The organism is Candidatus Afararchaeum irisae, assembly GCA_034190545.1.
Taxonomy (GTDB): Archaea; Halobacteriota; Halobacteria; order Halobacteriales; family Afararchaeaceae; genus Afararchaeum; species Afararchaeum irisae.
Genome location: JAXIOF010000027.1, coordinates 21,339 through 33,497, shown reverse-complemented (window position 1 = coordinate 33,497; position 12,159 = coordinate 21,339). Strand labels below are relative to the sequence as shown.

General features: G+C 56.0%; 14 protein-coding genes. 3 read left to right on the top strand and 11 right to left on the bottom strand.

What is annotated here, in order from left to right; all coding sequences use genetic code 11:
• On the bottom strand, positions 1-1,581 hold the full coding sequence (locus SV253_03810; protein MDY6775191.1) for an acetolactate synthase large subunit: 1,581 nt from the start codon (positions 1,579-1,581) through the stop codon (positions 1-3).
• Positions 1,582-1,706: 125 nt separating this feature from the next.
• On the opposite strand from SV253_03810, the gene SV253_03805 reads away from it, so the two are divergent.
• Positions 1,707-2,216 (top strand): DUF367 family protein, encoded by a 510-nt coding sequence (locus SV253_03805; protein ID MDY6775190.1) that lies wholly within the window; start codon positions 1,707-1,709, stop codon positions 2,214-2,216.
• A 30-nt stretch (positions 2,217-2,246) separates the two neighbouring features.
• Positions 2,247-2,399 carry a 50S ribosomal protein L40e gene (locus tag SV253_03800; protein MDY6775189.1) on the top strand — a complete coding sequence of 51 codons (153 nt, stop codon included), beginning with the start codon at positions 2,247-2,249 and terminating at the stop codon, positions 2,397-2,399.
• Here the strand turns inward: SV253_03800 and hisB are convergent.
• Genes hisB through SV253_03780 form a run of 4 tightly spaced genes read right to left on the bottom strand, consistent with a single transcriptional unit; the run spans position 2,396 to position 5,153 of the window.
• Positions 2,396-3,016 (bottom strand): imidazoleglycerol-phosphate dehydratase HisB, encoded by a 621-nt coding sequence (gene hisB, locus SV253_03795; GenBank protein MDY6775188.1) that lies wholly within the window; start codon positions 3,014-3,016, stop codon positions 2,396-2,398. The two genes, SV253_03800 and hisB, sit on opposite strands and share 4 nt — an antisense overlap.
• Positions 3,013-3,720 carry a 1-(5-phosphoribosyl)-5-[(5-phosphoribosylamino)methylideneamino]imidazole-4-carboxamide isomerase gene (hisA, locus tag SV253_03790; GenBank protein MDY6775187.1) on the bottom strand — a complete coding sequence of 236 codons (708 nt, stop codon included), beginning with the start codon at positions 3,718-3,720 and terminating at the stop codon, positions 3,013-3,015. The genes hisB and hisA overlap by 4 nt, the downstream gene beginning before the upstream one ends.
• A gap of 41 nt (positions 3,721-3,761) precedes the next feature.
• On the bottom strand, positions 3,762-4,664 hold the full coding sequence (locus SV253_03785) for a hypothetical protein (protein MDY6775186.1): 903 nt from the start codon (positions 4,662-4,664) through the stop codon (positions 3,762-3,764).
• Positions 4,665-4,712: 48 nt separating this feature from the next.
• Complete coding sequence (locus SV253_03780; protein MDY6775185.1) at positions 4,713-5,153, bottom strand: hypothetical protein; 441 nt, start codon at positions 5,151-5,153, stop codon at positions 4,713-4,715.
• A gap of 107 nt (positions 5,154-5,260) precedes the next feature.
• Here SV253_03780 and SV253_03775 point away from each other — a divergent pair, with 107 nt between their 5' ends.
• Positions 5,261-5,488, top strand: a complete 228-nt coding sequence (locus SV253_03775; protein ID MDY6775184.1) for a hypothetical protein — start codon at positions 5,261-5,263, stop codon at positions 5,486-5,488.
• On the opposite strand, the gene SV253_03770 is transcribed toward SV253_03775, so the two are convergent.
• The 6 genes from SV253_03770 to moeB all read right to left on the bottom strand — a co-directional run bounded on the left by SV253_03770 (position 5,463) and on the right by moeB (position 12,156).
• Complete coding sequence (locus tag SV253_03770) at positions 5,463-5,885, bottom strand: hypothetical protein (protein MDY6775183.1); 423 nt, start codon at positions 5,883-5,885, stop codon at positions 5,463-5,465. The genes SV253_03775 and SV253_03770 overlap by 26 nt on opposite strands.
• A 25-nt stretch (positions 5,886-5,910) precedes the next feature.
• Complete coding sequence (gene gyrA / locus SV253_03765; protein MDY6775182.1) at positions 5,911-8,397, bottom strand: DNA gyrase subunit A; 2,487 nt, start codon at positions 8,395-8,397, stop codon at positions 5,911-5,913.
• Between the two features lie 12 nt (positions 8,398-8,409).
• Positions 8,410-10,323 (bottom strand): DNA topoisomerase (ATP-hydrolyzing) subunit B, encoded by a 1,914-nt coding sequence (gyrB, locus tag SV253_03760; GenBank protein MDY6775181.1) that lies wholly within the window; start codon positions 10,321-10,323, stop codon positions 8,410-8,412.
• Positions 10,324-10,466: 143 nt separating this feature from the next.
• A complete protein-coding gene (locus SV253_03755; protein ID MDY6775180.1) occupies positions 10,467-11,042 on the bottom strand; it encodes a DUF420 domain-containing protein in 576 nt (191 codons plus the stop codon).
• A gap of 4 nt (positions 11,043-11,046) precedes the next feature.
• Entirely contained in the window at positions 11,047-11,307 is a 261-nt protein-coding gene (locus tag SV253_03750; protein MDY6775179.1) for a DUF5785 family protein, read from the bottom strand.
• Between the two features lie 21 nt (positions 11,308-11,328).
• On the bottom strand, positions 11,329-12,156 hold the full coding sequence (moeB, locus tag SV253_03745) for a molybdopterin-synthase adenylyltransferase MoeB (protein MDY6775178.1): 828 nt from the start codon (positions 12,154-12,156) through the stop codon (positions 11,329-11,331).
• Between the last annotated feature and the right edge of the window lie 3 nt (positions 12,157-12,159).

Here is a 12,159-nt window from a genome sequence, read left to right as displayed (position 1 = left end):
TCAGTCTTCGAGTCTGATCTCTACGAGTGACATCTCGTCCGACTCGACGGCTTCCTGAATCATCGGCTCGACGTCGTCCCATCTCTCGGGTCGGTAGGCTTCTATCCCGAAGCTCTCGGCGTACTCGACGAAGTCGGGGTTTCCGATACGTGTCCCGAAGTCCTCGCCCCTGTGTCGGTTCTGTTTCTCGGAGATCAGACCGTAGTCATTGTCGTTGAACAGGAGTACTGTGTACGAACAGCCGAGACGCTGTGCGGTCTCAAGCTCGGCGGAGTTCATGAGGAAGCCTCCGTCTCCCGTCGCGGCGACGACGTTCGATTCGACAGCCAAGTCGGCGGCGATCCCTCCCGGGACGGCTATACCCATGCTCGCGAGACCGTTCGAGATTATACACGTGTTGGGCTCGTAGGTCGGGTAGTTCTGTGCTATCTCCATCTTGTGGCTCCCGACGTCGGAGATCAGAACGTCGTCGTCGTCCATTATCTCTCTGAGTACGGGTAAGACGCCTCTGACCGTCAAGTCGTGCCTCTCGGCGGGCTGTTTCATGACGTCCGACAGAAGGTGGTCGCGCAGGTCGGCGTACCATTGGGTGTCGAACTCGCCGAGGTTCATGTTGAGGAGCTCACGTATAGCCGCCGATATGTCGGAGACTATCTCGACGTCGGGGTTGTAGGCGTCGTATACCTCGGCGGGCTCGTAGTCTATATGTATAATCGAGGTGTCGTCGTCTATCTTCCAGTCTCCCGGGTCGTGTTCGGCTATGTCGAATCCGACCGTGATCAGGACGTCCGACTTGGCTATGGCGTCGGAAGCCTCCTCGTGGTCTCCCGAGTCGAGTGTGAAGAGTGAACACGAGTTTCTGTCTGAGACCGCACCCTTTCCCATGTAGGTCGCAGCGACCGGAATACACGTCGTGTCAACGAGAGTCCTGAGACGTTCGGAGGCGTCGGTTCTGACAGCACCGTTTCCCGCGATTATGAGAGGTCTTTCAGCGTCTTCGAGGAGGTTCTTGGCTCTCTCTACTGAAGCCATGTCGGGATCGGGACGTCTCACACGCTGTCTCGGCTCCATCGGACGCTCCCCGACCTTCTCGTCTGCGACGTCCTCTGGGAACTCTATATGTGTCGCGCCCGGCTTCTCGAACTCGGCGAGCTTGAAAGCCTTCCTCACAGACTCGTTTATGATAGATGGGTCGTTGATCTGTGCGTTCCATTTCGTGACGGGTTCGAACATCTCGACTATGTCGAGTGCCTGGTGGCTCTCCTTGTGGAGACGTTCCCTTCCCGCCTGACTCGTTATAGCAACCGTGGGACTCTTGTCGAGCTGTGCATCGGCGACTCCCGTTATAAGGTTGGTAGCTCCGGGTCCAAGTGTCGATAGACAGACGCCCGCGTCTCCCGTGAGACGTCCGTGTACGTCTGCCATGAACGCAGCACCCTGTTCGTGGCGGACGGGTATGAACTCTATGTCGGAGTCACGTAGAGAGAAGAGTAGATCCTCGGTCTCTTCCCCCGGGAGACCGAAGACGTGTTCTATGCCCTCGACCTCAAGACATTCCACAAGTAGATCTGAAGCCTTCATAGCCGGGTCTATGGCTTCGACATATAAGTCTGTACTGGCTGCCTTTACTTAGTTTAAGACCATCATTATAGATAATAATCCAAGACGCGGTACGTATATGGTTCTCGGATCTCTACATTCAGCCAGTGAACCCGACTCTCAAAGGAGTAGATATCTACTACGAGGGCGACGACGACCCCAAGAAATGTACTGCGAGACGTCTCGAAAAGGAACGACAGGTGACTCTGCACCCTAACTTCGAGGAGACACCGACAGGGACTCTACTCGATCCTTACTCCGAGACAGCCCTATCCCCGACTGACTCAAAACCCGTCGTCGCAGTCGACGCGTCGTGGGAGTCAGCCGAGGAGATATTCGAGAGAAACACGAGACACGAGTCGAGGAGTCTGCCGTTTCTCGTCGCTGCGAACCCCATCAACTACGGCAAGCCGTTCCGTCTCAACACCGCAGAGGCTGTGGCTGCGGCTTTATATATACTCGGCTACGACGACGAGGCACGTCAGATACTCTCGAACTTCTCGTGGGGAGAGACCTTTCTGAGTCTCAACCGTGAGCCTCTCGAAAGATACTCCGACTGTGAAGACAGCTCTGAGGTCGTCGAGGTTCAGGACGAGTACCTTAATGCGAAACGTTAAGGTTAACTTCCGCGCCTCGAAATACGAGGTATGGCTGACTTTCCCGAAGCAGAGAGACGTCTTCTCGACGTCGACATATGCATGAGATGTGACGCTCGCAACCCACAGGGTGCCGAACAGTGCAGAAAGTGTGGCTACAAGAAGCTACGTCCGAAGAACAAGCAGAGAAACACGTCGGCTTAGAGCTCTCCCTTAGTACTCGGAACTCCTTTCTTCCTCTCGTCTATACGTGTAGCCTCGTCTAAGGCGAGCCCGAAAGCCTTGAAGAGTGACTCGGCTATGTGGTGGTCGTTGTCGCCTTCGGCTTCTACGTGGAGTGTCAGATCCGCGTTCGACGCGAGCGACCTGAAGAAATGTGTCACCATCTGAGTAGACATGTCGGCTATCCTCTCGCGGTCGAAGTCGTCGGAGACGTCCTCGGCGAAGTAGGGACGTCCGCTGATGTCGACGACGACAGACGAGACAGCCTCGTCCAAGGGTGCTCTCGCGTCTCCGAACCTTCTGATACCTGTCTTGTCGCCGAGAGCGTTGTCCAAAGCCTCTCCGATACAGATACCTACGTCCTCGACTGTGTGGTGGTCGCCCGTTTCGAGGTCGCCGTCCGCCTCGACCCTGAGGTCGAAGAGACCGTGTTTAGAGAAGCCTTCGAGCATGTGGTCGAAGAACTCCACGCCCGTGTCGATCTCGGAGTCACCGGCTCCGTCGATGTCTATCTTGACCTCGACTGAAGTCTCGCTCGTCTGTCTCTCGAAGCTTCCGGCTCTGGGAGTCTCAGTCTCAGTTTGATTGCTTGGGTTCATACTCTCGCTGCCTCCTTTGCGTCCTGAAGACTCATACGTCGCTCGTAGAGTGCAGTACCTACCACGACTCCGTCGGCACCTGTGTCTCTGAGTGCCTCAATGTCTTCGAGGCTCGAAACCCCTCCACTCGCCACGACGCGTATAGATACCTCCTCGACGATCTGCGACACTGTGGATGTCTCGACGCCATCTAAGAGACCCTCCCTGTCGACGTCGGTATAGAGTATAGACTCGGCGCCGATCTCCTCGAACTTCGACGCGAGTTCGACGGGACTCAGACCCGATCCCTCCTTCCAGCCCTCGACTACGACCTCGTCTCCCTTTGAGTCGAGAGAGACCATCGTATCGCCGTACTCACTGACCTCCTCGACTATCTCGGGGTTCTCGACCGCGGCGGTTCCCATTATGACGCGGTCGGCACCCGCGTCGAAGAACGACCTAGCGTCTTCTACGGATCTTATACCCCCTCCCACCTGTACACCGACCGAGGTCTCGTCTATTATACGCCCGACCTCCTCGGAGTTCTTCCTCTCGCCGTGTATCGCACCGTCGAGATCGACTATGTGGAGCGTCTCGGCTCCGGCGTCGACCCAGGTCTGAGCCGCCTCGACCGGGTCGCCGTAGGTCTTCCCGGTTCCCTCCTCGCCCTGAACAAGCTGGACACAGTCTCCGTCTTTCATGTCTACGGCGGGAATCACTTCCATACCCCGACTACGTCTGGGACTAGTTTAACTGTTTCTTTCGTCTACGACTCCCCCTGTGACATACGGAAATGGGTCGGAACCGGCGAGAACTCCTCTATGTAATCGGTCGCTTTCTCCTCGAACTCGTCGGAGACGTCGTCGAGGGACTCGACTGAGTAGCCGATGTCCACGGTGTTTACAGCCTCGAACCTGCCTTCCTCACCCGTCTCTCTGTCAGTGACCTCTATGACAGCATAGAACGAGTGTTCGTCACCCTCGCCTCTGTCTCCCTTCTCCTCGACCTCCATCGACATCGACTCTCTCAGACGGCGTCTCTCCTCACGTCTTCTCTCCCTTTCGATTCTCCGTCTCGCCCTCTTTATCTCGTCAGGATACTCTTTCTCGAAGGCATCCCAGACCTCGTCGAGGCTGAGAACCTCACCCACCTCGGCGTCTAAGAAGCAGTTGGGAGTGTTACACGGATCGCCGTGACAGCCGACTACCTCACGTATCACCTCTATCCTCTCGTGTTCGTCGTCTGTCTCGGGGACGTCGAGTGGCTCCAGCACCTTCTTCCGAGTCACGACCCCGTCGACTGTGTAGTCGTGTCTGGCGACCTCGAACTGTAGCCCATCTAAGTCTCCGTCTCTGTCTTCCTCGGCTTCGTCACGCAGTGACTCGATATCTTCCCTGAGCTGTGATGCCGTCTTTTCGTCTATCTCGAACCTAACGACATCACTGTGTCCGAGAACTGAGACGGGCTCACGCAGTACCACGTGTCGCCTGTCGAAGTCGAGGCTCGCCCGCTGACCTGAGTCTGCCTTAGTGTCCCATCTGATGTAGGCGGAGCCTCCGAGAAGATGTGGACGGAGACGTACGACTTCTCTCAGACCCAGCTCCGACTTCTTCTCGACCCTGTATTCTGACTCTGACCCTGACCCTGACCCTGACTCTGGTTCTGACATCCCCTCATACTACTCGGTACAGCTTATTAAAACAACGCGGCGCTAGTCCTAAGCGAAGAATAGACCGCCTATTCCCGCCATGTGCCAGAGCGACATGTACGCGGCGTACATCACGAGGAAAAGACCCGCCGCGAGATGCATACTCGGCTTGTCTATCTTGTCGTCTCCTCTGTCCATCTGTATCTGCATCGACCTGTATGTGAATATGCCGCTCACGAAAGCCGATGTCGCGAACATCGTGAATATCCAGCCCGCGTCGGTCGACGGCTGGTTGACTATCAGAAGTACACCTCCCACGACCGTAAGGATGTTGAAGAGTATATGTACGGGCTGGCGCGACACGTCTCCTGAGTCCTCGTACTCGCTCTCTATCCTCTTGTAACTAAAGAGTCCCGTCACCGTCGAGAGAAGAGCCAGAACCAGGAGTGCTATCTTGAGTGTGTTGGCTCCCACCGGAAGCATCTGTGCCTGTGCTACTACAAGTCCCATACTGCGTGATGAGTGTTGACATACTACTTAAATTTGTCTTTCTCCGTGCGTATGCGTATGACAGACGTCACAGATAGTTACTTGAGACTCCGACGGTAACTCTCCTTATGCCACTCAACACAGACCGCCTGAGACCGAGTATCGATATAGATCTGAGGAGGGCTCTCAGGTCGGTAGTCTTAGGCGTCTTAGGAGCTCTACTCTTCGTCGCTCTGGTTCTCTTAGCAGTCGCAGTCTTCGCTTCTGCGGAGCCGTATCTCAGAAGAGCCCTCTCACTCGTCGAGAGTTCGACGGCGTACCGGCAGGCTGTCAGGACGGCTTACTCGTACGTCTGATCTGACGAAGGAGAACACCAGTCACGAACATCCAGACTGATCCGAAGGGAACGACGTACGAGACCGAGTCGGCGAATGCGAGGCTAAAGCGGAAGACAGAGACGCCGCCGAGCACCATGAGTACGCTACCTATCCTGTATCTCCGCCTCGACACCGAGACTGCGGACGCGACTCCGAGGATGAGTGAAACGTGCCAGAAGAGGAATCCTGACGAGAAGCTACCGTGCGTGTACTCGAACGTGTAGCTATATATGTCGGTGAATTTCCGGAAGGAGTTGGTCGAGAAGAACGAGAAGACAACGGCGTAGCCTGTCCCGTACGAGTAGTAGACCCATGGGACTACGAGGGTAGCGTAGGTTAGGACTTTGGCTGTCTTCCTGAGTCGCTTGGCGTCCATAGATTGGCTGTGTTCCGACTTACTATTACTCGTCGTCGGGCTCTATCAGACAGACTGAGGCAACACCGTCGTCTTCCTCAAGACGCATGAGTATGACCCCCTGTGTGTTCCTCCCGACCTCAGATACCTCGTCGGCTGTCGTACGTAAGACCTGTCCGGTCTCCGAGACGGCTACTATCTCCTCGTTGCCTTCTATCTTGAACGACGCTGTTACTCCCTTCTGTCTGTCGGAGTCGGCATCGGCGTCTACGTCTATATCTATGTCTATGAGTCCCTTTCCTCCCCGGCTCTGACACCGGTACTCGGGCTGTGGCGTCCGTTTGGCGTATCCGTCGGTCGTAACCGTGAGTATCTCGTCGTCCCAGTCGGTCTCGGACGTGAAGACGCTGACGACCTCGTCGCCGTCCTGTAGGTCTACAGCCTTAACTCCGCGTGCGTTCCTGCCCATCTCACGAACCTCCTCCTCGTCGAAACAGATCACCATTCCGTCTCTAGTCTCGACGACGATCCTCTCGTCGACGTCGGGGTCAGTCACACAGGTATCGACTACGACGTCGTCTCCTTCGAGGTCGGCGGCTATTATGCCTCCCGTTCGGGGGTTCGAGAAGGCTTCGAGCGACGTCCTCTTTATACGTCCCTCACGAGTGACCGCACACAGACTCGCGTCTCCGTCTTCGAAGCTCTCGACCGACTCAACCGCTGTGACGTTCTCGCCGTCTTCGAGGTCGAGAAGGTTGACTATGCTCCGACCTCTCGCGGTTCGGCTCATCTCGGGTATCTGGTAGGTCTTGAGCCAGTGGACGTTTCCTAAGTCGGTGAAGACGAGGAGGTAGTCGTGTGTGTTCGCGGTGAACGCCTCAACTACCCCGTCGTCTTCCTTGACCTTCGCGCCTATGATACCCTTTCCTCCCCTTCTCTGTGTGTCGAACTCGTCTGGACTCATACGTTTGACGTATCCGTCGCGTGTAAGAACTACGAATACGTCCCTCTCGGGTATGAGATCCTCGTCGGTGACCTCGTCCTTCCCCGTCTCTATACGTGTCTTGCGCTCGTCGGCGTACTCACGCTTAATTTCGAGTAGCTCCTCCTTTATGAGGCTCATAAGCTCCGACTCGTCGGCGAGGACGGCTTCGAGCCTGTCTATGTCGTCCTGTACGCCGGAGTACTCCGACTCTATCTCGTCGGATTCGAGCGACGTCAGGCTTCCTAACTGCATACGTACGACGTGGTCTGCCTGTTCCTCCGAGAAGCCTCTTTCGACGATCTCGTTCTTCGCCTCGTCCCTGTCCTCGGAGTTACGTATAGTCTCGACGATCTCGTCGGCGTTCTCGACCGCTCTGAGACGTCCTTCGAGTATATGCGCGCGGTCTTTCGCCTCCTCCAAGTCGTGTTCAGAACGTCTTCTGACGACCTCCTTCCTGTGATGTATATACTCTTCGAGTGTCTGTTTGAGGTCGAGTACACGTGGCTGTCCGTCGACGAGTGCGAGGTTTATGATGCCGAAGGTGGTTTCGAGACGCGTGTTGTCGAGAAGCTGGTTCTTGACGACCTCGGCGACTGCGTTCCTCTTGAGGTCGACGACTACACGTATACCGTCCCTGTCGGACTCGTCTCTGAGAGCCGAGACTCCCTCTATGCGCCCCTCATCGGCGAGCTCTGCTATCTTCTCGACGAGATCCGACTTGTCGACCTGGTACGGTATCTCGGTGATTACGATACGGCGTTCGTCTTCGTCTATCTCTATCTCGCCGCGGAGACGTACCTTTCCCCTGCCTGTCTTGTACGCCGAACGTATCGGCGACTTGCCGACTATCTTACCCCCTGTCGGGAAGTCGGGACCTCTGACGTGTTCCATCAGATCCTCGACCGACGCCTCGGGATTGTCTATTAGCTCGACGGTCGCGTCGACTATCTCGCCTAAGTTGTGCGGAGGTATGTTGGTCGACATCCCGACTGCGATTCCCGACGAGCCGTTGACGAGTAGGTTGGGGAACGCCGCGGGGAGAACCTCTGGCTCCTCTAATCTGTCGTCGTAGTTCGACTCCCAGTTGACGGTGTCCTTGTCTATGTCGGTCAGAAGCTCCTCGGCTATCGGAGCCATCCTCGCCTCAGTGTAACGCATCGCCGCGGCTGGATCTCCGTCTATAGACCCGAAGTTACCCTGTCCGTCGACGAGAGGGTAACGCATCGAGAAGTCCTGTGCCATTCTCACGAGTGTGTCGTATATCGCCGAGTCGCCGTGGGGATGGAAGTTACCCATAGTCTCTCCGACTACTGAAGACGACTTTCTGTGACCCGAACGGCTCGTGATACCCTCGCCGTGCATCGCATAGAGTATCCTGCGGTGGACGGGCTTGAGACCGTCACGTACGTCGGGTAGAGCACGTCCCGCTATCACCGACATCGCGTAGTCGATGTACGACTGTTCCATCTCCCTCTCAGCGGGAACGTTCTTTATCTCGGACGCGTCTACCTCGGGGTAGTCGTACTCTGTTGGTGCTGTCTCTGACATATGTATCTATATCTATATATCGACCCAGTCGGCGTCGTTCGAGTGGCTCTTTATGAACTCCTTCCGTGGCTCTACTGTGTCTCCCATCAGGACGGAGAAGATGTGGTCGGCGGCACTCGCGTCCTCTATAGTGATCCTCTTGAGAACACGGTTCTCGGGGTTCATAGTCGTCTCCCAGAGCTGTTCTGGTGTCATCTCCCCGAGACCCTTGAACCTCTGAACCTGGTCGGCAGTACCTCCACAGTTCTCCTCGACTATCGTCTCCCGCTCGTCCTCTGTCATCGCGTCGTAGGTCTCGCTTCCGCATCTGATACGGTAGAGAGGCGGCTGTGCGGCATAGACCTGTCCGCGTTCGAGGAGAGGTCTCATGTGGCGGTAGAGGAGCGTCAGGAGGAGCGTTCTTATGTGCGCGCCGTCGACGTCGGCGTCGGTCATCAGAACTACGCTGTCGTACCTCGCTTCATCAACGTCGAACTCGTCGCCTATTCCGGTTCCGAGAGCCTCTATGAGAGACCGTATTTCGTCGTTCTCCAGAATCCTGTCGAGACGGTGTTTCTCGACGTTGAGTATCTTCCCACTCAACGGAAGCACAGCCTGTGTCTCACGTTTTCGAGCTTGCTTCGCGCTCCCTCCCGCCGAGTCTCCCTCGACTATGAAGAGCTCAGAGCCGTCACGTTTCTGACAGTCAGCGAGCTTTCCGGGGAGAGAAGTAGAGACTAAGTTATCCTTAGTGCGTTCGAGGTCACGTGCCTTCTTCGCCGCCTTCCTCGCCCTCGCCGCCTCGACAGCCTTCGATGTTACTGCCTTTGCGGTCGATGGGTTCTCCTCGAAGTAGGTCTTGAGGAAGTCATTGACAGTCCCCTCGACTATCCCCCTGACCTCGGAGTTACCGAGCTTCGTCTTCGTCTGACCCTCGAACTGGGGCTCGGGAACCTTGACGCTCAGAACTGCGGTGAGTCCCTCACGTACGTCCTCGCCCTTGAGGTTCTCGCCGTCGAACTCGCTCAGCATCCCGTTTTCGTCGGCGTAGTCGTTGACGACGCGCGTGAGGGAAGCCTTTAGACCCGAGAGATGTGTACCTCCCTCACGAGTGTTGATGTTGTTAGCAAACGAGTGTATGCTTCCCGAGTACTCCTCAGTAGCCTGGACTGCGAGCTCTATCTTGACTCCGTCGACGTCCTCGTTGAGGTAGATGACGTCGTCGTGAAGCTCCTCCTTCGACTCGTTGAGGTACTCGACGAACTCCCTCAGACCCCCCTCGTAATGGAACTCGTTCTCGTCGCCTGTCTCCTCATCGTGGAGGACTGTCTTGACTCCCTTGTTGAGGAATGCGAGCTCTCTGAGGCGGTTTTCGAGTGTCGAAAACGAGAAGTCGCCTGTCTCAAATATCTCGGTGTCGGGCTTGAAACGTATACGTGTGCCAGTGTCTTCCTCATCGGTCTCCCCTGTCTTTTCGAGGTCGGTCACAGGCACGCCCTTCTCGTACTCCTGTCTGTAGACCTCGCCGTTCCGTCTGACCTCGGCGACCGCCCACTCACTCAGAGCGTTGACGACGCTGACTCCTACACCGTGGAGACCTCCCGAGACCTGGTAAGACTTCGAGTCGAACTTACCCCCCGCGTGGAGGACTGTCATAACGACCTCGACAGCCGACTTGTCGTGTTCGTCGTGTTCGTCGACGGGAATCCCCCTTCCGTTGTCCTCGACAGAGACAGTACCGTCGTCGTGGAGACTGACCCGGATCGTGTCACAGTGTCCAGCGAGAGCCTCGTCTATCGAGTTGTCGACAACCTCGTAGACGAGATGGTGTAGCCCCTTCGAGTCGGTCGAACCGATGTACATCGCCGGACGTTTACGAACCGCTTCGAGCCCCTCAAGTACCTGTATGTTCTGAGCGTCATAGCTTTCCTTTTCTCCCTCTGACATCTATATAGAACCCTCTTTTTTGTTAAGTTGAACAACTGAGTTGTTTTCGCACGAATCCGACGCCGTGTCTCGAATTACTCTAAGCTAAATAGGGCTGTAACCGACTTAAGGATACCGCTTCTTCCAACCCAGAGAGACGGCGATCAGAATATGTGGTGTAGCATGAGGTAGACGACGAAGCCGAAGAGGAAGCTTACCGCCCAGAGTGGAGTGGCTACCCTGCCGACTCTGGGATGTGCTGTCTTCCTTATCTCGGAGACATCGAGCGAGACTCCGATTATTGCGGCGTAGAGGACGAGAGGTATACAGATTATAGCGAGGAGCATATGTATACCGAGGAAAGGCAGGTAGACGTACGAGTATACGAACTCCGAACCGCCGAACTCCGTAGTCCCGAGGTTGGCGAGACGCACGAGGTAGAAGGCGAGGAATACGAAGAAGAGTACCGTCGTGACCATCATGTACCTCGCGTGGTCGGAGACACGTCCGTCCTGGATCGCTCTGTATCCGAGCACTACGGTCACGAGTGCGGTGAGAACGAGTACGGCATTTATGTGGGGTATCGTCGAGAGAAGCCAGTCGGGTGCAGGCGGGACGAGAGGCTCGGGAAGCATACTCCGCGACGACAGCGCGATTAGGGTGACAGCGACCACAGATACGACTAACGAGACTCCCCACACCCGTTTTTCGAGACTCCCGTGCTCCTTAGCAGAAGCCATTGGATTACGCGACTCTGTCGGGGTCTATCTGTCTGAGTGCGTCTCCGAGTGCCTGCCACATGCTGACTATGTCGTCGAACTCGGTCTGGTCGACACGTTCGAGTACGTCGCCGAATCTGACCGACTCTCTGTAGCTCAGCATCAGATCCTCGTCGGCGTGGCTCTCCAAGTCGTCCTTGGTGATCGGGAAGTCTTCTTCGTCGACCCAGTGGGTCACTTTTGCCATTCCGTACGAACGTCCGTCTTCGGGTTCAGTTATAGCCATCTGTTTCACCTGTGGTTATAGTTAGTTTATCGAACACGCGTGACTGTACTCGACCTCCTCGTCCTTCACGCTTGTTATCTCGGGCGACTCCGAACAGACGGGACAGTTGGGATCCTTGTGTATCTCGACTTCTTCGAACGACATGTCGGTCGAGTCGTAGAACATCATACGTCCGTCGAGGCTGTCACCTATGTCGAGGAGATACTTCACAGCCTCTGTCGCCTGTACGACGCCTATGATCCCGGGAAGAACGCCTATGACTCCCGCCTCGGCACAGTTGGGCATCATGCCTGGGGGAGGAGCTTCGGGGAACATGCATCTGTAACACGGTCCCTCGGGGTCGGTAAACGAGGTGACCTGACCCTCGAACTTGAATATAGCACCGTGTGAGAAGGGCTTGTCTGCGAGTGTACACGCGTCGTTGACGAGGTAACGCGTCGCGAAGTTGTCGGTGGCGTCTATGACGAAGTCGAAGCTCTCTATTATGTTGTCTATGTTGTTCTCGTCTATCCTAGTCTCGTACTTCTCGACCTCGACGTCGGGGTTGAGACGTGCGACGAAGTCCTCCGCCGAGTCGACCTTGGGTCTCCCGACGTCGTCGTCTCCGTGTATGACCTGTCTCTGGAGGTTCGACCTCTCGACCTCGTCGTCGTCGACTATACCTATGGTTCCGACGCCGACGGCGGCGAGGTACTGTATAACAGGAGATCCGAGACCTCCCGCGCCAATAACTAGAACGCGAGAGCTGAGAAGCTTAGACTGTCCCTCCGCCCCCACCTGATCGAGTATTATGTGACGTGAGTAACGGTCAATCTGCTCTTGGTTGAGATTAGCTATTCCGTCTGCCATCAC